Source organism: Corallococcus sp. bb12-1, from assembly GCF_026626765.1.
Taxonomy (GTDB): domain Bacteria; phylum Myxococcota; class Myxococcia; order Myxococcales; family Myxococcaceae; genus Corallococcus; species Corallococcus terminator.
The window spans coordinates 119,667-140,540 of the sequence record NZ_JAPNJZ010000027.1; the positions used below are offsets into that span (position 1 = coordinate 119,667).

Annotated in this window: 18 protein-coding genes and 1 tRNA gene; 10 read left to right on the forward strand and 9 right to left on the reverse strand. The window is 69.8% G+C overall.

Annotated features, from left to right (window positions below; translation table 11 throughout):
• Positions 1–8: 8 nt before the first annotated feature.
• Positions 9–1,751, forward strand: coding sequence for a fatty acyl-AMP ligase (locus OV208_RS31530; RefSeq protein WP_267577642.1), 1,743 nt, complete (start codon positions 9–11; stop codon positions 1,749–1,751).
• 56 nt (positions 1,752–1,807) lie between these two features.
• On the opposite strand, the gene OV208_RS31535 is transcribed toward OV208_RS31530, so the two are convergent.
• Complete coding sequence (locus OV208_RS31535; RefSeq protein ID WP_267577643.1) at positions 1,808–3,235, reverse strand: protein-disulfide reductase DsbD family protein; 1,428 nt, start codon at positions 3,233–3,235, stop codon at positions 1,808–1,810.
• Positions 3,236–3,304: 69 nt separating this feature from the next.
• On the reverse strand, positions 3,305–4,918 hold the full coding sequence (locus tag OV208_RS31540) for an SPFH domain-containing protein (RefSeq protein WP_267577644.1): 1,614 nt from the start codon (positions 4,916–4,918) through the stop codon (positions 3,305–3,307).
• 379 nt (positions 4,919–5,297) lie between these two features.
• Between OV208_RS31540 and OV208_RS31545 the strand changes: the two genes are divergently transcribed.
• From OV208_RS31545 to OV208_RS31575, 7 genes are all read left to right on the forward strand, one after another.
• A complete protein-coding gene (locus OV208_RS31545; protein WP_267578049.1) occupies positions 5,298–6,659 on the forward strand; it encodes an IscS subfamily cysteine desulfurase in 1,362 nt (453 codons plus the stop codon).
• A gap of 121 nt (positions 6,660–6,780) precedes the next feature.
• Positions 6,781–7,173, forward strand: a complete 393-nt coding sequence (gene iscU, locus OV208_RS31550) for a Fe-S cluster assembly scaffold IscU (protein WP_120538869.1) — start codon at positions 6,781–6,783, stop codon at positions 7,171–7,173.
• A gap of 50 nt (positions 7,174–7,223) precedes the next feature.
• Positions 7,224–7,607, forward strand: a complete 384-nt coding sequence (locus OV208_RS31555) for a HesB/IscA family protein (protein WP_267577645.1) — start codon at positions 7,224–7,226, stop codon at positions 7,605–7,607.
• A gap of 110 nt (positions 7,608–7,717) precedes the next feature.
• On the forward strand, positions 7,718–8,266 hold the full coding sequence (gene hscB, locus OV208_RS31560; RefSeq protein WP_120538870.1) for a Fe-S protein assembly co-chaperone HscB: 549 nt from the start codon (positions 7,718–7,720) through the stop codon (positions 8,264–8,266).
• Entirely contained in the window at positions 8,263–10,107 is a 1,845-nt protein-coding gene (hscA, locus tag OV208_RS31565; protein ID WP_267577646.1) for a Fe-S protein assembly chaperone HscA, read from the forward strand. Before hscB ends, hscA begins: the two co-directional genes overlap by 4 nt.
• Before the next feature lie 2 nt (positions 10,108–10,109).
• Positions 10,110–10,487, forward strand: a complete 378-nt coding sequence (locus OV208_RS31570; RefSeq protein WP_267577647.1) for a 2Fe-2S iron-sulfur cluster-binding protein — start codon at positions 10,110–10,112, stop codon at positions 10,485–10,487.
• Positions 10,488–10,559: 72 nt separating this feature from the next.
• Positions 10,560–10,643: transfer RNA gene (locus tag OV208_RS31575), tRNA-Leu, on the forward strand.
• Positions 10,644–10,713: 70 nt separating this feature from the next.
• On the opposite strand, the gene OV208_RS31580 is transcribed toward OV208_RS31575, so the two are convergent.
• Together OV208_RS31580 and OV208_RS31585 are read right to left on the reverse strand one after the other, a co-directional pair.
• Positions 10,714–11,796 (reverse strand): lysylphosphatidylglycerol synthase transmembrane domain-containing protein, encoded by a 1,083-nt coding sequence (locus OV208_RS31580; protein ID WP_267577648.1) that lies wholly within the window; start codon positions 11,794–11,796, stop codon positions 10,714–10,716.
• Between the two features lie 17 nt (positions 11,797–11,813).
• Positions 11,814–13,406 carry an alkaline phosphatase family protein gene (locus OV208_RS31585; protein WP_267577649.1) on the reverse strand — a complete coding sequence of 531 codons (1,593 nt, stop codon included), beginning with the start codon at positions 13,404–13,406 and terminating at the stop codon, positions 11,814–11,816.
• 153 nt (positions 13,407–13,559) lie between these two features.
• On the opposite strand from OV208_RS31585, the gene omp85 reads away from it, so the two are divergent.
• Positions 13,560–14,735 carry an Omp85 family outer membrane protein gene (gene omp85 / locus OV208_RS31590; protein WP_267577650.1) on the forward strand — a complete coding sequence of 392 codons (1,176 nt, stop codon included), beginning with the start codon at positions 13,560–13,562 and terminating at the stop codon, positions 14,733–14,735.
• A 30-nt stretch (positions 14,736–14,765) separates the two neighbouring features.
• Here omp85 and OV208_RS31595 read toward each other — a convergent pair whose 3' ends face one another.
• From OV208_RS31595 to fni, 5 genes are all read right to left on the reverse strand, one after another.
• Entirely contained in the window at positions 14,766–15,845 is a 1,080-nt protein-coding gene (locus OV208_RS31595; RefSeq protein ID WP_267577651.1) for a mevalonate kinase, read from the reverse strand.
• Positions 15,845–16,831, reverse strand: coding sequence for a diphosphomevalonate decarboxylase (gene mvaD / locus OV208_RS31600; protein ID WP_267577652.1), 987 nt, complete (start codon positions 16,829–16,831; stop codon positions 15,845–15,847). Before mvaD ends, OV208_RS31595 begins: the two co-directional genes overlap by 1 nt.
• Positions 16,828–17,778 carry a mevalonate kinase gene (mvk, locus tag OV208_RS31605; RefSeq protein ID WP_267577653.1) on the reverse strand — a complete coding sequence of 317 codons (951 nt, stop codon included), beginning with the start codon at positions 17,776–17,778 and terminating at the stop codon, positions 16,828–16,830. Before mvk ends, mvaD begins: the two co-directional genes overlap by 4 nt.
• A gap of 90 nt (positions 17,779–17,868) precedes the next feature.
• Positions 17,869–19,200, reverse strand: a complete 1,332-nt coding sequence (locus OV208_RS31610) for a hydroxymethylglutaryl-CoA reductase, degradative (protein ID WP_267577654.1) — start codon at positions 19,198–19,200, stop codon at positions 17,869–17,871.
• 33 nt (positions 19,201–19,233) lie between these two features.
• Positions 19,234–20,292: a type 2 isopentenyl-diphosphate Delta-isomerase gene (gene fni, locus OV208_RS31615; RefSeq protein ID WP_267577655.1), complete on the reverse strand. Its 1,059-nt coding sequence runs from the start codon at positions 20,290–20,292 to the stop codon at positions 19,234–19,236.
• Positions 20,293–20,448: 156 nt separating this feature from the next.
• Here fni and OV208_RS31620 point away from each other — a divergent pair, with 156 nt between their 5' ends.
• Positions 20,449–20,856, forward strand: coding sequence for a hypothetical protein (locus OV208_RS31620; RefSeq protein ID WP_267577656.1), 408 nt, complete (start codon positions 20,449–20,451; stop codon positions 20,854–20,856).
• The last annotated feature ends 18 nt before the right edge of the window (positions 20,857–20,874 follow it).

Sequence of the window (20,874 nt, forward strand, 5' to 3'; positions counted from 1 at the left end):
CGAACACCATGCTGCCAGCCAATGCCCCTGTTGAGACCCTGACCGACCTGCTGCGCTGGCGCACCCAGCGCCATCCGGAGTCGTACGCCTACACCTTCCTGCCGGACGGGGACGGCGCAGAGCAGAACTGGACCTACGCGGAGTTGGACCGGCAATCGCGCGCGGTCGCGGCCCAATTCCAGGCGTACAAGGCCGGTGGTGAGCGGGCGCTGCTGCTCTACCCACCGGGCCTGGAGTACCTGGGCGCGTTCTACGGCTGCCTCTACGCGAACGTCATCGCCGTGCCGGCCTATCCGCCGCAGTATTTCCAGTCCATCTCCCGCATCCTCTCCATCCTCCAGGATGCCCGGCCGCGCTTCGCGCTCACGACCGCCGCCATCCTGGAGACCGTGCGGGCCCTCCAGGGCGAGTACCCACAGCTGGGTGACATCCAGTGGATCGCGACGGATGCATTGCCTGCGGGAATCGAGGAGACGTGGAAGGCGCCCAACGTGAAGGGGGATGACCTGGCGTTCCTCCAGTACACGTCCGGCTCCACGTCGACGCCCAAGGGCGTCATGGTGCTGCACCGCAACCTGATGTCGAACCAGGCGATGATCCAGCGCGGCATGGCGCTGGACGAGCAGTCCACCATCGTGAGCTGGCTGCCGCTCTACCACGACATGGGTCTCATCGGGACCGTGATGCAGGCGCTCTACAACGGCTCGCGCGCGGTGCTGATGTCGCCGTGGTCCTTCCTTCAGAAGCCGTCGCGCTGGCTGCGCGCCATCAGCCACTACCGCGCGAATCTCAGCGGAGCTCCCAACTTCGCGTACGCGCTCTGTGTGCGGAAGGTGAAGCCCGAACAGCAGGAGGGCCTGGACCTCAGTTCCTGGAGGGTCGCGTTCAACGGAGCGGAGCCCGTGCGAGCGGACACGCTGAACCGCTTCGCCGAGGCCTTCGCCCCGGTGGGCTTCCAGCGTCAGGCGCTCTACCCCTGCTACGGCCTGGCCGAGGCGACGCTCTTCGTCACAGGCGTGACGCCTGACACGGGGTTCACCCAGCGCACCGTGGATGCGAGCGCGCTGGAGAAGCACCGCGTCGTCACGGTCGAACCCGGGACGGCGAACGCACGGCCGGTGGTCAGCAGCGGAAGGAGCTGGGGAGACTCGCTCATCCGCATCGTGGAGCCGGAGACGTTCAAGGCGCGCGCGGACGGCGAGGTGGGAGAAATCTGGGTCGCGGGTCCCCACATCACCCAGGGCTACTGGGGCCGCGCGGAGACGGAAACGCAGACCTTTGGCGCTCGCATCACGGGCAGTGATGAAGGCCCTTTCCTGCGCACGGGCGACCTGGGCTTCCTGCTCGACGGAGAGCTGTTCGTCACCGGGCGCCTCAAGGACATGATCATCATCGACGGTCGCAACCACTATCCCCACGACATCGAGCAGACGGTCGAGTCCCAACACCCGGCCTTCCGGGTGGGAAGCTGCGCGGCGTTCTCCGTCGAGCGCGACAACGAGGAGAAGCTCGTGGTGCTGATGGAGGTGGACCGCCGCTACGCTCCGCCCGCAGGAGGCGAAGGAGCCCTGGACCTGAAGCAGGTCACCCGCAAGTTGCAGCAGTCCGTGGCCGCCGCGCACTCCGTGGAGCTGCACGACTTCGTGCTGCTGCAGTCGGATGAAATCCTCAAGACCTCCAGCGGCAAGATCCAGCGCCGCGCGTGCCGCGAGAAGTACCTGGAAGGCTCACTCCAGCGCTGGCAGGGCTGACGGTTTCCCCGAGGGCGCGGAAGGGGTGTTCCCTTTCCGCGCTCCCGGTGGAAGTCCTACTGCACGACGACCTTGCGCATCTCCGCCGTGAAGGGCGCTGGAGGCAGGAAGCCCGTGACACGCGGACTCGTCATCACCGTGCCATCCGGATGCACGAACGCCACCGTCGGCAGCCCCTCCACGCCCAGCTTCTCCATCAGCGCGTCCAGGAGGTCCTCGGTGTTCGTCGCGTCGATCTTGATGGTGAGGAAGCGCCCGGACTCCGCCTGGGTGATGACCATGCTCGACGGATAGGTCTCCCGGTCCAGCTCCTTGCAGGCCGCGCACCAGTCCGCGAAGAAGTCGATGAGCACCGGCCGCCCCTCCGCCTTCGCGGTCGCGAGCACCTGTTCGAACTGGAGCGGATCAAACGGGGTCTGCTTGGGCGGCATCACGTGGTGCCACTGCCAGGACGGAGCCTTCGGAGGCGTCGCGAGACCCATGCGCACCCACAGCTCCCCCGTGGGCCGCGCGTCCAGCGCGCCGCCGCGCACCACCAGCGCGCCGACCACCAGCACCACGCCCAGCGCCTTGAAGCCGAAGTCGCGCGCGCCTTCCTTGAACGAGCGGTGCACCGCGCCCACCAGCACACCCACCGTCGCCAGCACCGCGGCGATGGCCGCGCCCGGCAACTGCCCCACCTGCGCACCCAGCATCTTCACCGTGTCGCGCGCCCAGGGGAAGGCGTCCTTCAGGTACGAGAACGCGAGCGCCACCAGCATGATGCCCAGCACGCTCTTCACCCACTCCATCCACACGCCACCGCGCGGCAGCCGCACCGTGAACACGCCGATGAGGAAGAACGGCACGCCAATGCCCAGCGCGTAGATGAACAGCAGCGTCGCGCCCAGCGTCGTGTTCGCGGACTTCGCCACGAAGGCCAAGAGGCCCGTGAGCACCGGCCCCGTGCACGGCGCCGCCAGGAACCCGGACACGCTGCCCATCAGGAACGCACCCGCGATGCCCGCGCCGCCCACGCTCGTCAGCTTCGACTGGAGCGACGACGGCAGCGCCAGCTCGAACGCGCCGAACATCGACGTCGCCAGCACCAGCAGGAACACCGCCAGCCCCGTCACCACCAGGGGGCTACCCAGCATGGAGCCGAAGGCCTGCCCCGTCTTCGCCGCCAGGATGCCCAGCGCGCTGAACACCACGCCCATGCCCACGATGTACGACGAGGTCAGCGCCAGCGAACGGCCGCGCCCTTCCGCCTTCCTCGCGCCGAACACCGACACCGTGATGGGGATGAGCGGGTACACGCACGGCGTCAGCGCGGTGAGCAGGCCGCCGGCGAACACCACCAGCGCACCCCAGGCCAGGCTTCCCGACTCCAGGAATTGGGCCGCGTCCAGCCCCGTGGTGGGCCCGGTGGGCAGCAGCCAGGGCACCACGGCCACCGCCACACCCGCCACCACCGCCGCCACCGTCAGCTTCTTGAAGTCCATGCGTGCCTGGCTCCCCGCTCGTCCCGGACCCGGGAGGCTCCCTTCTATATGCGGAGCCCGGCGGGGCGGCTACTCCACCGGCATCGCATGCGGGGGCACCGGCACCTTCAGCCCCGCCGATCGCGCCAGCCCCATCACCCCCTCCACCGCGGCGGCGATGTAGCCAAAGGGATTCGCCCCATCCACCGCCGTCACGTGCACCTCGCCCATCTTCTGCTGGAAGGCCGCCGCCACCTGGGGAAGCTGCCGCGCCAGCGTCATCTGGATGACCTCCTGGCTCACCGTGTTCTCAATCTCCCGCATCGCCTTCGCCCGCTCCAGCTCCAGGCCCTGCTGCGCCCGGGTGCGCCGCAGCTCCAGCTCCGTGATGCCGACCTCCGCCTCCGCGATGGACTGCTTCGCCAGCAACACGTGGAGCCGGGCGGCCAGTTGCTCGGCCTCCTGCCGCGCCTCCGCCAGTTGGATTTCATGGCGCGCGGCCTCCGCCTCCTGTTGCCGACGCAGGCGCTCCAGCTCCACCTGAGCCTTCGCGACCTCCGCCTCCTGCGCCAGCCGCAGCTGCTCCAGCTCTCCCTGCGCGCGGTTGAACGCGAGCTGCCGCTCACTGTTGAGTTGCGCCTCCGCGAGCCGGGCCTCGGCGGCCAGGGCCTCCAGCCGGGCCTGTTCCTCCGCGGCCTGCGTCTGCGTGCGCACCTCCTCCTGCGCGGCCAGCTTCGCGAGCGCCACCTCGCGCTCCACCGCCGTCTGCTCCTGCTGCGCCTGCCGCTCCTGCGCGAGCCGCGTGCCGGCGACGCGCGCCTCCACCGCCAGTTGCTCCAGACGCGCCTGCTCCTCGGTGGCCTGCGTGCGCTGGCGCACCTCTTCCCGGGCAGCGAGCTTCTGGAGGTTGAGCACGCGCTCGCCCTCCGTCTCCTCGCGCCGCACGAAGCGCTCCTTCGTGAGCTCCGCCTCACGCGCCTGGCGCTCCTGTTCGCGGCGGAAGCGGGCCTGCATGTGCTCGAAGACGGACGCGGACAGCACGCGCACGTCCTGGATCTCAATCGTGTCCAGGAGCACGCCCCAGCCCATGTCGGTGCGGTCCTCCAGCCGGCCCTGTCCGGAGAGCACGGGGGCGATTTCGCGCATCAGCTCCTCCGCGATGCCCTCCTTGCGCCGCGTGAGGCACTCCTCCACGGTGAGGTTCGCGACGAGCCGCCGCGCCGCGCCCACGAACATCTCCCGCAGCAGCTCCGCCAGCTTCTCCTGCGCCCGCTCCGGATAGCTGAAGTTGAGCATCCGGAAGGCCACCAGCGGATCCGCGATGCGGTACACCGCGAGCCCCGTCACCGCCACGCCCACCTTCTCGCTCGTCACCTGATCCGCGGTGAACTGCAACCGCTGGATGCTCGTAGGCACGATGGCCACCGAGTCCCCGGGCAGCTTGAAGCAGCTCGCGCCCTGGCCACTCACCTCGCGCACCCGGCCCCGGCGCATGTGGATGAGGAACTCGCTGGGCCGCGCGGTGATGAGCCCCCAGCCCTTCACCTTGTCCGGGTCCTCCGCTGGCTTGCCCGCCCGCCACCCGTCCGTGTAGCGGGAACGCTCCAGGCCGCCTTCCAGCCGGACCAGGGCCGGCCGACCTGCCGCCTCCCCTCCCACGTCCTGTCCGTTGCCCCGGGCCTGCGACTTCGCGTTGGCGCTCATGTGTGCATCCTCCGGGCGCCTTCCAGTGCAGGCGCCCGGCCATCCCCCGCGATGCCTTGAAACGGGCACTTGCGACCTGACGGGGCACCATTTCGGCGCGGAACGTGCCAGGACGGTGCACCCGGAGTGATCCACTCTGGACAAGCGTTGCACCGCCACGGCGCGGTGCCTGACGCCTTCCCGGCCCGGCGCGTCACCGAAGGAGGGACCTCGCCTTATGTTCCCTTGACCCGAGGGGGGTCGATTTTATAATTGACCAGTTCGGTCCACATTCGTGTGGGCCGATGTAGACCCTGCCGCTGCGCGCGGACCCACCGCGTCGCCGGGGAGCGGAGGGGAAGTCACACCCTCCCGCATCTTTTCTTCCGAGGAAGCCATGCTGAACCTGCCCATCTACATGGACAACCACGCCACCACCCCGCTCGACCCGCGGGTGCTGGAAGTGATGTTGCCCTACCTCCGTGAAGACTTCGGCAACGCGGCCAGCCGCAATCACGCCTTCGGCTGGAAGGCCGAGGCAGCGGTGGAGAAGGCGCGCCGGCAGGTTGCGGAGCTCATCGGCGCGTCGGAGAAGGAGATCGTCTTCACCTCCGGCGCCACCGAGTCCGACAACCTGGCCATCAAGGGCGTCATCGAGTTCTACAAGTCCAAGGGCGACCACATCATCACCCTGAAGACCGAGCACAAGGCCATCCTGGACACCTGCAAGCGCCTGGAGCGCGTGCGGCAGGAGCGGCTGGACGAGCTCAAGCTGCTGCGCCTGGGCCAGCTCGCCGAGCGCGACGTGCAGCCCGAGGACGTGGCGGAGCTCGCGGTGAAGTTCGACCTGGAGTCGGACGCGACGTACCAGAAGTGGGCGGAGATGCCGACGGGCGGCGCGCGCGTCACCTACCTGGACGTGGAGCGCGACGGGCGCATCAGCCTGGAGAAGCTGGCCGCGGCCATCACGCCCAAGACGGTGCTCGTCTCCATCATGTTCGCCAACAACGAGATCGGCGTCATCCAGCCGGTGGCGGAGATTGGCAAGCTGTGCCGTGAGAAGGGCGTCCTCTTCCACTGCGACGCGGTGCAGGGCGTGGGCAAGGTGCCCTTCGACGTGGAGGCGATGAACGTGGACCTGGCGTCCATCAGCGCCCACAAGATGTACGGCCCCAAGGGCGTGGGCGCGCTGTACGTGCGCCGCAAGCCGCGCGTGCGCATCGCCCCCATGGTGGACGGCGGCGGGCACGAGCGCGGCATGCGCAGCGGCACGCTCAACGTGGCCTCCATCGTCGGCTTCGGCGCGGCGGCGGAAGTGGCGAAGCAGGACCTGCCGGCGGAAGCCGCGCGCCTGTTCCGCCTGCGCGAGCGGCTGCGCACCGGCATCATGGAGCAGTTGGACTTGACGGTGGTGAATGGCAGCCTGGAGCACCGCATGCCGGGCAGCCTCAACATCTCCTTCTCCTACGTGGAAGGAGAGGCCCTGATGATGTCCATCAAGGATGTCGCGGTGTCGTCCGGGTCCGCGTGCACCTCCGCCTCCCTGGAGCCCTCCTACGTGCTGCGCGCCCTGGGCGTGGAGGAGGACATGGCCCACAGCTCCATCCGCTTCGGCCTGGGCCGCTTCAACACCGAGGAGGAGGTGGACTTCGTCATCCGCCTCGTGGTGGACAAAGTCCGCAAGTTGCGAGACATGAGCCCCCTGTACGAGATGGCCAAGGAAGGCATCGACCTGAAGAGCATCGAGTGGACGGCGCACTAGCCGCGCAGGTTTTTCCACCGACACGGATTCCAACCGGGCACGGGAGCCCCCGCCCGCCCGGCAGCGCATCGGTTGCCCCCCTGGCGCATCAGTTCAAGCGTTGTGTGAAGGAGCGTTACGCATGGCTTACAGCGAGAAGGTCATCGAGCACTACGAGAACCCCCGCAACGTGGGGACGCTCGACAAGAACGACCCGAACGTGGGCACCGGCCTCGTGGGCGCCCCCGCCTGCGGCGACGTGATGCGCCTCCAGTTGAAGATCAGCGATTCGGGCGTCATCGAGGACGCGCGCTTCAAGACCTTCGGCTGCGGCTCCGCCATCGCGTCCAGCTCGCTCGTCACCGAGTGGGTGAAGGGCAAGACGGTCGACCAGGCGATGACCATCTCCAACAAGGACGTGGCGCGGGAGCTGGCGCTGCCCCCCGTGAAGATCCACTGCTCCGTGCTGGCCGAGGACGCCATCAAGGCGGCCATCGAGGACTTCAAGAAGAAGCGCGCGGCGCGGCAGTCGTAGTTGGCGGCTCTCGACGCACGCTGCACCTTTCAGGAAGCGAGGACGACCCCATGAACGAGCAGGCCCAGACGACCCAGGCCCCTCAGACGCCCCCCAAGCCGGCGCCCAAGGGCATTGGCCTGGCGGACAGCGCGGTGGAGCGCCTCAAGGTGCTGCTGGAGGAGCGCCAGACGCCGGAAGCAGGGCTGAGAATCGCCGTGAAGGGCGGTGGCTGCTCCGGCCTCCAGTACTCCATGGAGTGGTCGGAGAAGTCCCGCGAGCGCGACAAGGTGTTCGAGAAGGACGGCGTGCGCGTCTTCGTGGATCCGAAGAGCTACCTGTACCTCATCGGCACGGAGCTGGTGTTCGAGCAGACGCTGATGGCCTCCGGCTTCAAGTTGAACAACCCGAACGTGAAGGCCGCCTGCGGCTGCGGAGAGAGCTTCTCCGTCTGACGTGACGCGCGGTCCACCCGCCCGCCCCGTCGGTCAGGGAGCGGGTACCAGGGGTCCGGCCCGGTGCCGGGCCCCTTTTTCGTTTCGCCCCCCATGAGGATTCCCCCACCGTGAGGACCCACTTCGACGTGTTCGGGCTGCCCCGCTCCCACGCCGTGGACGTGCCGGCCCTGGAGAAGCAGTTCCGGGAGCTGTCGCTCCAACTGCATCCGGACCGCGTCGCCCAGGGCAATGCCCGCGAGCGGCTCCAGGCCCTGGAGGGCACCACCGCCCTCAACGAGGCGTACAAGACGCTCAAGGACCCGGTCCGCCGCGCCTTCTACCTGCTCAAGCTCCACGGCATCGACCTGGACCGCGAGGACGCCGGTGCCCAGAAGGACATGCCCCTCGCGTTCCTGGAGGAGGTCATGACCCTGCGCGAGGACCTGGACGACACCATCGCGGCGAAGGACCTGCCCAAGGCCCAGGCCATGGCGAAGGACGTCGCGGCGAGGAAGCAGGCGGCGCTCGCGGAGGCCGTGTCCGCGCTCCAGTCACTGGAGGGAGCGGGCGATTCACAGGACGGGATTAGAAAGGCATCGCACGCGCTGGGGCGGGTGCGCTACTTCACGCGCTTCCTCGAGCAGGTGGACGCGTTCGAGGAGGAGGTGCTCGCGTGAGCAACAACGGCTTTATGCAGATCCACGACCCGCTGAAGCCCAAGGGGCACGTGGTGGGCATCGACCTGGGGACCACCCACTCGCTGGTGGCGTCCGTGTCCCAGGGCAAGCCCCGCTGCGTCCCGGTGGACGACGGGGATTCGCTCCTGCTGCCCTCCGTGGTGCACTACGGCAAGGACGGCGGCGTGGTGGTGGGCGCGCGTGCGCGGCTGCTCGCGGCCGGCGCCCCCACGGACACCATCGTGTCGGTGAAGCGCTTCATGGGCCGGGGCCCGGATGACGCGGAGACACGCAAGCTGGGGGCCTACCGCTTCGTTCCCGGCTCGCAGGTGGTGCGCTTCGACGTGGCCGGCGGCCAGCCGGTGACGCCCATTGAAGTCTCCGGCGAAATCCTCCGCGCCCTGAAGCGCCGCGCGGAGGCGCACTTCTCCGGCAAGGTGGAGCAGGCCGTCATCACCGTGCCCGCCTACTTCGACGACGCCCAGCGGCAGGCCACCCGGGACGCGGGGAAGCTCGCGGGCCTGGAGGTGCTGCGGCTGCTCAACGAGCCCACCGCGGCGGCCCTGGCCTACGGCCTGGACAAGGGCAGCCAGGGCATGTTCGCCGTCTATGATCTGGGCGGCGGCACCTTCGACATCTCCATCCTCAAGCTGGAGGACGGCGTCTTCGAGGTGAAGTCCACCGGCGGCGATTCGGCCCTGGGTGGCGACGACTTCGACCGCGCCATCGCGGAGCGCGTGCTCCAGGCGATGGGCGCCTCCTCCCCCACCCCATCGCAGGTCGCGGAGACGATGGCGGCGGCGCGCAGGGCGAAGGAAGCGCTGACGGACGCAGGCGAAGTGACGCTCACCGTGGGCGGGCACTCGCAGCCCGTCACCCGCGCGGACTTCGAGGCATGGATCCAGTCGCTCGTGCAGAAGACAGGCATGGTGTGCCGCCGGGCCCTGAAGGACGCGGGCGTGGTGGCCGGGGAGCTGGACGGCGTCATCCTGGTGGGCGGCTCCACGCGCGTGCCGGCGGTGCGCCGCTTCGTCGCGGAATTGTTCGGCCGCGAGCCTTTGGGCGACATCGATCCGGATCAGGTCGTGGCGCTGGGCGCGGCGGTGCAGGCGAGCCTCCTCACCGACGGCAACCGCCAGGACGAGGTGCTGCTGCTGGACGTGCTGCCCCTGTCCCTGGGCCTGGAGACGATGGGCGGCATCGCGGAGAAGCTGATCCAACGCAACTCCACCATCCCCACCGCGGCGGCGCAGGTGTTCACCACGTTCAAGGACGGCCAGACGGGCCTGGACGTGCACGTGGTGCAGGGCGAGCGGGAACTGGTGCAGGACAACCGCAGCCTCGCGCGCTTCACGCTCTCCGGCATCCCGCCCCTGGCGGCGGGCCTGGCCCGGGTGGAGGTGCGCTTCCAGGTGGACGCGGACGGCATCCTGTCCGTCACCGCGAAGGAGCAGAGCACCGGCGTCGCGCAGACCATCACCGTGAAGCCCAGCCACGGCCTGTCGGATGAGGAGATCGAGCAGATGCTGCTCGACTCCATCGACTACGCCGAAGACGACATCCAGGCCCGCCAGGTGCGCGAGCAGCAGGTGGAAGCCGAGCGCGTCCTCACCGAGGCCGACCGCCAGCTGCGCGAGAACGCGGCCCTGCTGGAGGCCGGCGAGCCGGAGGCCATCCAGGCCGCCATGACCCGCGTGCGCGAGACGGCGAAGGGCAAGGACTACCTGGCCGTGAAGGAGGCCCTGCACGCGCTGGACGAGGCGTCCCGGGCCTTCATCGAACGGGTCATGAACCGCGCCATCACCCAGGTGGTGTCCGGCCATTCCGTGGAGGAGTACTGACCGTGCCCAAGGTCACCTTCAAGAGCCCCCTGGCGGAGGTCGCCGTGGACGTGCCCCCGGGCACCACCCTGCTGGACGCCGCGGAGAAGGGCGAGGCCCAGGTGGGCCACAGTTGCGGCGGCGTGTGCGGGTGCTCCACCTGCCATGTGTGGATCCGCAAGGGCTTCGACTCGCTGAGCGAGCAGCGGGACGACGAGATGGACCGCCTGGACATGGGCTTCGACGTGCGGCCCTATTCCCGCCTGTCCTGCCAGACGGAAGTTGCCCAAGAGGACGTCACGGTGGAGATCACCGAGGAGTCCCTCGTCGCCTTCATGGATGAGAACCCGGCCATCCGCCGGAAGCTCGAATCCGAAGGGAAATGGCCCCTGAAGAAGTAGGCCAAAAACGGGGCTTGACCGGGCAGAAGAGGTTCTTTATACGTCTGCCCCGTCGCAACGCCGCGCCAACCCGCCCGGGTGGTGGAATTGGTAGACACACTAGATTCAGGGTCTAGCGCCTGCAAGGGCATGGAGGTTCGAGTCCTCTCCCGGGCATGAAGTAAAGAAGGGCCCCGACCACAAGTCGGGGCCCTTTTTGTTTTCCGGCAGCAGGCCTTCGCGCGGATCAGGGCGGCGCGGGTTCCACGGCCTCATGCGCCACATGGTGCGCCGCGGCGTTGGCCAGCCGGCCCCCTTTGCGCAGGTCGCGGATGCGCAGCTTGCTGTGGTGCACGGACAGCGCGCCCACGGACACCTGGCTGAGCACGGTGCCCAGGTGGGTGAGCGTGGCGAAGGCCGCCGCCGCTTCCGGACTGGCCCCCAGGGAGCGCGCCGCCCAGCTCGTCACGAAGTAGTAGATGCCCATGCCCGCCGGGACGCCCGGCAGCGCCTGTCCCAGGGAGATGGCGCCCAGCACCACCGCGCCCGCGAAGAGACCGCCGGGGATGCCGATGCCGTGCAGCGCGAGGCCATACGCCAGCGCGGAGGCGGACACCGGGAAGATGGAGAAGAAGAACACCTTCGCCATGCCCTTGAACGAGCGCGCGGTGCCCAGGCCCTCGCCCACGTGAGCGAAGAAGCTCTCCACGCGCGGCAGGCTGTGACGCTTGTGCAGCCAGCGACCCAGGGGCGCCGCCCAGTGGGCCAGCAACACCACCAGCGCGACCAGCCCGATGCACAGCGAGATGGCCACCTTCAACTGCCCCTGGAAGTGGGCCATCGTCATGCCGAAGGGGCCCAGGAAGGACAAGGCCACCAGCAGCATCAGGCAGGCGAACTCCATCAGCTTGCACACGCCCACGGAGCCCAGGCCCCGGATGAAGGGCACGTGCTGCGTGCGCGCGAGCAGGAAGGCCCGCGTCACCTCTCCCAGCTTACCCGGCAGCGCGTTGTGCACGAAGACGCCAATGCCCACCAGGTGGTAGCGCTCCTTGAAAGGGATGGGCTTGCGCAGCGTGGCCTGCCACTGCACCGCCCGCAGCGGCACGAGCGACGCCTGGAGCAGCATGAAGGGCACCAGCCACACCAGGTGCCCGGGCAGGTCCGCGACGAACTGGCGCAGCGGGAAGCGGGGAATCAGCAGGTCCCCTCCCCCGCTCAGGTTCCACTTGAAGAAGGCCGTGGACAGCAGGAGCACGGACAGAACGAGCCCCACCACGGCGCCCAGCACCTTGAGCCACGTGCGTCCACCGGCGTTGGGAAGCCGCATGGTCCTCCCTTCGGGTTTCAATGCAGGATTCGCGGCGAGCCCGTGTCCAGGTAGGCCTCCGCCAGCCGCTCGTGCAGCCGCGCGCAGTGGCTCAGGCCAGACAGGTCCACCGGCCCGTTCGCGGGCCACATCACCAGGCTGTCGGACTCCACCTTCGTAAGGCCCCCGTGCGAGCCGAACTCCCACGCGAAGCCCACCGTGCCGCCCTTCTGGACGGCCTCGCCAAAGAGCACCAAGTCGCCCGCCGTCTCCATGTGCTGCAGGCCGTGGAGGAAGTCCGCCACGGCGCGCCGGCTGTACTCGGATGACAGGGGCGCGCGGTCCAGGTCCGCCGGGCCGTAGACGCCCCCGCCCATCACCACCACCGCCTCCGAACCCCGGCGCATCGCCACCATGCCGATGTCCGGATTGTCCATGGCCCGTGCGAGCACCTCCGGATACCGCGCCAGCAGCTCACGCGCCTCCAGCGGCGCGGCACGACCGCTCAGGTAGATGTGCGCGAAGTTGCCGGCCTCCACCACCACGGGCACGAAGGGCTCACGCGCGGCCGTGTCCGGCGTCGGCGCCTCGCGCCCATCCAGCAGGCCGCGTCGCACGTCGTCGCGCAACGGCGGCGTGGGGCCTTCGAAGAGCACCGCCTCCAGACGCCGGCCCTGGCGCTGCTCCAGGGGCAGGCTGTCCACGTGGCCGTGGTCCGACAGGAGGATGACGTCGTAGGGCTCCGGCGCGGCGCGGGCCACGGCGAACAGCTCCGCCAGGGACGCGTCGACACGGTGTAGCTCCTGCATCGCCAGCTCGGAGCGCGGGCCGCGCCGGTGGGCGACCTCGTCGAAGTTGCCGTACACGAGGTAGATGAGCGGCACGCCGCGCACCATGTCCACCAGGGACTTGGTGTACGCGAAGCTCCAGCCCAACCGCTGGAGGAGGATGCGGCTCAAGAGGAAGCCCTGCTCGTGGCGCCAGTCATTGACGGAGTGCGCCCACTGACGCACCTCGCGCACGGCATGGAAGGACTCCATCCCGAACGAGCGCAGGAAGTCCCATGCGCCCCGGGTGCGCGCCGCGCCCAGGCCCTGCATCTCGTACGCGAACGAGCGCGCCATCAGCTTGAAGCTGGACAGCGTGCTCATGCACATGCGGTTGGTGGCGCCCGCGTGGAAGAGCGAGAAGTAGGTGTGCCCGCCGTCATCCAACAGGCTCGTACGGCCGTGGCCCCGCAGGCGCGCGTCGATGGCCATCGCGTCGCCCGGGACGTTCATCTGCACCTTGCGGCCAAGCGCCCGGTCGTACCAGCTGTAACCGGGCAGGTTCGGATGCTGGAGCCCGTAGAGCAAACCCGCCTGGAAGAACGGGGTAGAAGTGGGTGCGCCCCAGAAGGCGTTCTCCAGGTGGTACGCGCCCGAGCGCACCAGGTGTCCGAGGAAGGGCATCCGGCCCGTGACAATCGCCTCGTCCAGAAGGGCCTTGGGCACCCCGTCCAGATGCACCAGCAAGACGTTGCGCGCACGACGCGCCGCCACGGGCGGAACTTTCGCCCCGATGCGCCGGACGAGGGTGTTCGCCCAATTCCGTGAATTCTCGCTGACGAGTTCGCTCAGACTTTCGCGCACGTTGACGGCTCCCCCATCCCGCGAGGCAAAATGGGCATTCAGGGGGACAGGAGCTTCTGGGGCCGCGATGCTCTCTTGGAGAGCAGGCGGGCAGAACGTTCACTGATCCCGGGCTGGAATCGATGCGCCCCCCTGGGGCTTCACGGGGTTTCGATGCTGGCTCCTTTCGTCTGTCTCTTCTTCCTCCTGCTGACGCTCAGCGCCGCCGCGGCCGGTCGGACCGCGCCCGGGCTCTTGCCCGTGAAGAAGACGCCGACGATGGACGGCATCGCGCTGCCCCTGGTGAGCTTCAGCTCGGATCAGGGCTTCGGCTACGGCGCCGTGGGCGGCATGTACCTGTACGCGCCCGGCAAGACGCCGTACGCGCACGCGCTGTCCGCGCAGGTCTTCTTCAGCGCGCGCGGCGCCATGAATCATTACCTCCGCTACGACGGCCCGCAGTTGCTGGGGCCGCTGCGGTTGGAAGGCCGGCTGGAGTACCGCAAGGAGAAGAGCAGTCCCTTCTTCGGCGCGGGCAACCTGTCCGCCCCGGACTTCCGCGGCAACGTGGACGACCAGCGCTATAACTACGACAAGGGCTCGCCAGGCCTCTGGGTCCGCCTGCGCGGCCGGCCCTTCGGTGAGACGCACCCGTTCCAGTCCTACGTGGGCTACGGCTGGCGCAACACCGTCGTGTCACCCTACGAGACGTCCATCCTCGCGCAGGAGAAGCCCATCGGCATCGAGGGCGGGACCAGCGGGCAGATTCTGGCGGGCGCGCTCTGGGACACGCGCGACGACGAAGCGGACCCGACATCTGGCGGCGTGGAGGAGGTGGCGCTGCGCGTGTCGGGCCTGGCCACCTTCAGCCGCTACCAGTACGCGGGCGTGACGCTGAGCGAGCGCCGCTACATCCGGCTGTCGCCACGGCTCGTCTTCGCGCAGCGGCTCACGCTGGACATGCTGTTTGGCGAAGTGCCCTTCTTCGAGTGGATGACCACGGGCGGCGTCAACGTGTCCGAGGGCATTGGCGGCATGAGCAGCGTGCGCGGCATCGAGCGCAACCGCTTCGCCGGCAACGTGAAGGCCTTCAGCAATTCGGAGCTGCGCTTCCAGGCGGCGAAGATGTCCGTCTTCGGCCAGCCGCTCGCGCTGGGCGCGGTGGTGTTCCTGGACCTGGGCCGCGTGTGGCACCCGGGCGTGACGGATGGCAAGTGGCATGAGTGGCACCCGGGCATCGGCGGCGGCCTGCGCTTCTCGCGCCGCGCGGCCGTGGTGCGCATGGACTACGCGCGCTCCACCGAGACGGGCCGCCAGCGCTTCTACATCACGTTCGGTCACATGTTCTAACGGCCGGGCCGGACGCGCGCAGCACCGTCTTCAGACGAGCGCGTCCACCCAGCCGCGAAGCCGTGGGTCCGCCTGCGCTTCACCGCGCACGCCGGGCTCCACGTCCAGCGTCAGCGTGAGGAAGCCGCGCGACTCCAGGCCCTGGCGCAGTTCCTCGCGCGCCTGCGCGTCCGGGGCGAAGAGGATGCACCCGTCCCCGCCGCCCGCGCCGGACAGCTTGCCTGCGCAGCCGTAGGACGCGGCAATGGCCAGCACCCGGCGCATGCCTTCCGTCTCCAGCGGGCCCAGCTCCAAGAGCAGCGTGTGCTGGGCCTTCACCGCGTCCGTGAACGCACGGAAGTCCCCACCGCCCAGGCCGTCCTCAATCGACTGGCCCAGTGCGTCCGACCGCTCCACGAACGACTGGCGGCCCGCTTCCGCGAGCTTCGCCTCCACCTGGGCGATGAGCAGCTTGGTCGACGCGCTCTCTCCGGTGAAGGCGTAGAGCATGGCCACGCGGGGCGCGGGCATGCGCCACAGGTCCACCGGGGGCGACTCCGCGAGCGCCGCGTGGAAGCGGCCGGTGTTGGCGGCCTCCGTCAGCTCCGTCACGTCGTAGCGCCGGTAGCGCACGAGGCCCCCCGCGAAGCTGGAGGCCACGTCGCCGCCACTGCCCTTACCGCCCTGCCCCAGTGTGTGCGCGACGAGCGCGAGCTTCAGCACGTCGAACTTCTCTTCCAGGATGAAGCGGGCTGCCTCCGCCGCGAGCACCGTCGCGGACGCGCTGCCACCAATACCCAGCTTGTGGCCACCCGGCCCCAGCGCGCCCGGCGCCACCGCGACATCGAAGCCCACGCTGGGCCGTCCGTGCGCGCGCAGCGCTTCGTCCAGCGTGCGCGCGACGAAGGTGAAGCCCGCCGGCACGTCGCGCTCCCACTTCACGCCCCGGGGCGTGGTGAGGCCCTGGAGCGTCCCCTCCTCCAGGCAGATGTGCACGCGCGAGTCCTGCCGCCTGCGCACGTAGGCGGCCGTGCGGGGCGCCACCGCGGCCACGCGCGAGACGCCTCCCCACAGCACGGCGTATTCGCCGGAGACGAACAGCTTGCCGGGTGCGGAGAGGGCGCGCTCCATCAGAACAGGTGCTCCGTCAGCAGCGTCGCGTCCCCACCGGGCACGCAGCGCACCACGTCCACCGCGCCGCACGCGCGGGCCACGGCCTCCGCAGTCACCTCGTGCGCCGCGTCCGTCAGCAGCACCGGGTTGGGCCCGGCGTCGAGCGTGAACCACACCGGCACGCCCTTCTTGCGCTGCTCGCGCAGGTTCTGGATGAGGCCCAGCGTGGCCGGGCTCAGGTAGCAGAGCGGCGGGTCGGCCGCGAGCGACGTGCTGTGCATGCGCCACGCGTTGCGCTCACACAGCTCGCCCAGCGCCTCCAGGTCCTTCTTCGCGATGAACTCGCGGGCGCGGGGCACCTCCGCCTCCGCGTCCTTCACCCACGCCGGGTAGTAGGGGCTCGTCTCCACCGTGCCCTTCATGCCGTCGCGCGACTTCACTTCCTTCTCGCCGCGGTCGACGATGGCCACCACCATGCGCAGATCCGACCAGTGCCCCACGTCGAAGCGCTGCACGGCGTAGCTGTCCTCGCCGTCCTCGCGCTCCCCGCGCATCCACTCGCAGAAGCCGCCCTGCACGCTGCGGCACGCGGAGCCGCTGCCCCGTCGCGCGAGGATGCTGGAGGCGCGGGTGTCCGCCGGAAGGCCCGCCGCCGCGCGCCCCGCCACCGCCAGCGCCGCGAAGCCCGCCGCGCTGCTGGCGAGGCCCGCCGCCATGGGGAAGTCGCCGCGCGACACCACCTTCGCGGGGCCCAGGTCGCGGCCTGCCTGCACGCGCACGGCGTCCAGGAGGCGCAGCACGCGGTCGCGCTCGCTGCCCTTCGCGACGTGGCCGTGCAGTTCCACCTGGTCGGACGCGGCGCCGAACTCCACGGTGGTCGTCACGTGGATGGGCGCCAGCGTGAGCGACAGGCTGGACTGGTGCGGGAGGATGAGCGCCTCGTCGCGCTTTCCCCAGTACTTCACGAGGGCGATGTTCGGATGGGCCCGGACTGTTGCTTTCATGAATGGTCTCCGTGGGGCCGCGGTCCCGCCAGTTGGCTGGCGAAGCAGCGCACGCCGTCGCGCGTCAGCTTCGCGACCACGGGCCCGGGTTCGAGGAAGAGGCCGATGACAGCGCCGCCGTCACCCCCTGCCCCGGTGAATTTGGCGCCCAGCGCGCCCATGCCGCGCAGCCGGTACACCATGTCTTCCAGCGCCGGAGACGACAGGCCCAGCGCGCCCAGCAGGCCCTGGTTGACGTTCATCGCGTCCCCCAGTCCCTCCAGGTCACCGGCCTCCACCGCCTTCGACGCCTCGGTGACGAGCTTCCCCACCTGCGCGAACAGCCGGCGGTAGCGCTCCGGCCACCGTGCCTGCCGCTCGCGCAGCGCGCCCACCGTCACCTTCGTGGGACTGCGCGCCCCCGCCAGCGCCACCACCACCGACAGCGCGCGCGGACTCTTCACCTCGCGCGCCCGGCCGATGACGCCCGACGGTCCCTGCACCCGGCGGTAGAGGATGAGCTTCTCCTCCGCGCTGGTGGTGTGGTCCACGCCCGACGGCGTGCCGTGGAACTCCTGCTCCATCTCCCACGCGAGGATCGCCGTCGCCTTCGGCGTGGGCACCTGTCCCGAAGCCTGCAGCAGCACGCGCGACAGGGCCACCGCCAGCGCCGCCGAGCTGCCCAGCCCCGCGGACAAGGGCAGTTGCGGCTCCAGCGTCACCTTCACCTTGGGCTCGCCCACCAACCGGGCCGCCCTCGCGAACGCCTTGCGCATCAGCCGCTTCTGCGCGGCGTCCGCCGTCACCGGCACGTCGAGCTGGCACGAGCGCGCGGGCACGCCCCGCGCCGTCACGCCGAAGCTCAGGGGTCCCGCGAGCGCGGGGTAGCCGTACACCACGCTGTGCTCGCCCAGCAGGATGACCTTGCCGGCACCGAAGGCGACCAGGGAATTCGTCGAGGCAGTCATGGCACCGGGCACTGGACAAGGAAGAGGGGCGGGCACTTTACCAAGCGCACCGCCCCGCCAGGGTCCCCGCGAACAAGCGCGGGGGAGGAATCAGCCGTTGGTGATGGTGACCGCGACGCCGGGCTTCTCCAGAATCAGGCTCGCCAGGATCTCCTTCGCCTTCTCCACCTTCACGTGGCCGGCCTTCACCAGGAGGTTCGCGACCTTCTCCACGTCGCCGCCGCGCGCACCCGCCGTCACCGCGACGCTGCGGGCGTGCATGGCCATGTGGCCCTTCTGGATGCCCACTGAACCCAGGGCCCGGAGCGCCGCGAAGTTCTGCGCGAGCCCCACCGCCGCGAACACCATGGACAGCTCGCGCACGCCCGACACGCGCAGCAGCTTGAGCGCCACCTGCACGCCCGGGTGCACCTTGATGGGACCGCCCACCGTGCCCAGCGCGAGCGGCAATTCGATGCGGCCGACGAGGTGCCCCTCCTCCAGGTACCAGGTGGACAGCGGCCGGTACTGGCCCCCGCGGCAGGCGAACGCGTGCGCGCCCGCTTCGATGGAGCGCCAGTCCTGACCGGTGGCGATGGCCACCGCGTCGATGCCGTTCATCACGCCCTTGTTGTGCGTGGCGGCGCGGTACGGATCCGCTTCCGCGAAGCGGCTCGCCTGGGCGATGCCCTCCGCGATGGTCTCTCCCGGCAGGTCGAAGTCCGCCAGCATCGACAGCGGGATGCGGCAGGTGGCGCGCGCGAGCCGGCGGTCCGACAGGTTGGACAGGATGCGCAGATACACCCGGCCGCCCGTCACCTGTTCAATCAGCGGCGCCACGCCCTCGGCGACGGTGTTGATGAGGTTCGCGCCCATCGCCTCCTGCGTGTCGATGAGGATGTGGACGATGAGCAGCGGCTCGCCGCGCGGGCCCTCCGGCGCGGGCAACAGGCGCACCTCCACGTCCCGGGCGCCACCGCCACGGGCGACCATCGCCGGGTGGAAGCTGTTCGCCAGGGCGAGGATCTCCTCCTTCGCGTCCAGGATGCGCTCGGAGGCCAGGGTGGGGTCGCCGTAGTTCGACACCTGCACCTGGCCGATCATCATCGACTCGTCGGCCTCCGCGACGAAGCCGCCGGACTCGCGGACGATCTTCGACGCGAACGACACCGCCGCCACGACGGAGGGCTCCTCCACCGCCATGGGCACGATGTAGTCGCGCCCGTTGACGTTGAGGTTGAGTCCCAGTCCCAGCGGCAGGGAGAAGATGCCCACCGCGTTTTCAATCATCTGGTTGGCGAGGACCGGCTCCAGCGTGCCCACACCGCGGAGCTGCTCCAGCTCCTCGTCCGACAACCGGAACATGCGTCCGATCTGAGCGAGGCGCTCTTCCATCGGCAGCTTGTGGAATCCGGAGAGCCGGGATGTGACGGTGTCAGACATGTAGTTCCTTCCCAACCTGGGAGCCGCCCTGCTTCACAGGGCCGCCAACCAATCCTTCAGAGCTCCGGACACCACGCGCGGACGCTGCCGCAACTCCGCGACGTTCCGACTTCCCGTCAGCACCAGCGCCTGTCGCAGGGCCGTCAGGATGACCTTCAACGCCTCTTCCGCCGCCGCGAGGCCGCCCTGCTGCTGGGCCCGGAACAACGGAAGCGCCATGCCCGCGAGGTCCGCGCCCAGGGCGAGCACCTTCGCGCAATCCAACCCGCCCCGCACCCCGCCGCTGGCGACGAGCCGCACGTCGGGCCCCACCGCCTTGCGCACGCTGGCGATGGCCGCCGCGGTGGGGATGCCCCAGCCGCTGAACTCCGCGCCCACCTGCGCCTGCGGTCCGCTCGCGCGAAGCTGCTCCACGCGCACCCACGACGTGCCGCCCAGCCCGGAGACATCCACGTTGCGCACGCCCAGCTCCACCAGCCGCCGCGCCACGTCCGGGCCGATGCCGCACCCGGTCTCCTTCACCAGCAGCCGGTCGCCAAAGGCCCGCGCCAGCTCCTCCACCACGCGGTAGCCGCCCCGGAAGTCGCGGTCGCCTTCGGGCTGCGTCAGCTCCTGGCCGGCGTTCAGGTGCAGCGCCATGCCGTCCGCGCCAATGGCGTCCGACAGCCGCCGCACGCCGTCCACGCCCAGGCCAATGGCCTGGTACAGCCCGATGTTGCCGATGAGCGCCACCGTGGGCGCCACGTCGCGCACCGCGTACGAGGCCGTGCGCGAGGCGTCCTCCGCCATCGCGCGCTGGCTGCCGACCCCGAAGGCCAGCCCGTGCCGCTCGGCGAGCAGCGCCAGCTCGCGGTTGACGACCCCCGCGCGCTCGGTGCCACCCGTCATGCCGGTGACGAGCAGGGGCGCCCGCAGCGCCTTGCCCATGAACGGCGTGCCCAGGTCGACTTCGTCCGCCGCCAGCTCCGGCATGGCGCAGTGGATGAGGTGGACGTGCTCCAGCAGCGTCGAGTTCTGCGCGGGCTCCACGTCGCCAGTGGCGCACAGGTCGAGGTGGGCATCCTTGCGCCTGGCTGTCGTCTCGTCGCCCATGTCCCGGAAAGCCGCCCGCTCTGTCGTTGCAAAAAACGTGTAATTCCGTTGGATTCCTAGCAAGTGGCGGGGCCGGGGTGCAAGCCAAAGGACCCGAGCGGTCGCACTCGGGGCGCGGATGGACGGCACGGCTTCTGGACGGTATGAGCCCGTCCCGTGAACGCGCCGGAGAACAGGGTCGTCGTCTTCCTGCACAGTGGCGAATACGACCGCGTGCACCAGGGCCTGTCCATCGCGGCGGCGGCGGTGGCGTCCGGGCGGCGCGCGGAAGTGTACCTGTTCTGGTGGGCACTGGAGCGTTTCCTGCTGGACCACCTGGACGAGCCGGACTTCACCGGCCGTGAGGACATCAGCGATCGCTTCGAGAAGCGCCGCATGCCCACGCTGCGCGCCCTGCTGGAGCACATCCGCGAGACGGGGCTCGCGACGGTGGCCGGCTGCACGGGCTCGCTCGGCGCCCTGGGGGGCGAGCCGAAGGCGGGCGACAGCGGCATCGACATCTGGCTGGGCTGGAGCGCCATCCTCCAGCGTACGGCGGGCGTGACGGATCGTTTCTACCTGTGAGGAAATCCCGTCGCGGAA

What these genes read in the sequence shown, in the direction of transcription:
- OV208_RS31610 (WP_267577654.1), bottom strand. Translation starts at nt 19,200, where the DNA reads ATGTCTGACACCGTCACATCCCGGCTCTCCGGATTCCACAAGCTGCCG.
- omp85 (WP_267577650.1), top strand. Translation starts at nt 13,560, where the DNA reads ATGCTGGCTCCTTTCGTCTGTCTCTTCTTCCTCCTGCTGACGCTCAGC.
- iscU (WP_120538869.1), top strand. Translation starts at nt 6,781, where the DNA reads ATGGCTTACAGCGAGAAGGTCATCGAGCACTACGAGAACCCCCGCAAC.
- OV208_RS31540 (WP_267577644.1), bottom strand. Translation starts at nt 4,918, where the DNA reads ATGAGCGCCAACGCGAAGTCGCAGGCCCGGGGCAACGGACAGGACGTG.
- OV208_RS31595 (WP_267577651.1), bottom strand. Translation starts at nt 15,845, where the DNA reads ATGGAGCGCGCCCTCTCCGCACCCGGCAAGCTGTTCGTCTCCGGCGAA.
- fni (WP_267577655.1), bottom strand. Translation starts at nt 20,292, where the DNA reads ATGGGCGACGAGACGACAGCCAGGCGCAAGGATGCCCACCTCGACCTG.
- OV208_RS31555 (WP_267577645.1), top strand. Translation starts at nt 7,224, where the DNA reads ATGAACGAGCAGGCCCAGACGACCCAGGCCCCTCAGACGCCCCCCAAG.
- mvk (WP_267577653.1), bottom strand. Translation starts at nt 17,778, where the DNA reads ATGACTGCCTCGACGAATTCCCTGGTCGCCTTCGGTGCCGGCAAGGTC.
- OV208_RS31535 (WP_267577643.1), bottom strand. Translation starts at nt 3,235, where the DNA reads ATGGACTTCAAGAAGCTGACGGTGGCGGCGGTGGTGGCGGGTGTGGCG.
- OV208_RS31530 (WP_267577642.1), top strand. Translation starts at nt 9, where the DNA reads ATGCTGCCAGCCAATGCCCCTGTTGAGACCCTGACCGACCTGCTGCGC.
- OV208_RS31580 (WP_267577648.1), bottom strand. Translation starts at nt 11,796, where the DNA reads ATGCGGCTTCCCAACGCCGGTGGACGCACGTGGCTCAAGGTGCTGGGC.
- mvaD (WP_267577652.1), bottom strand. Translation starts at nt 16,831, where the DNA reads ATGAAAGCAACAGTCCGGGCCCATCCGAACATCGCCCTCGTGAAGTAC.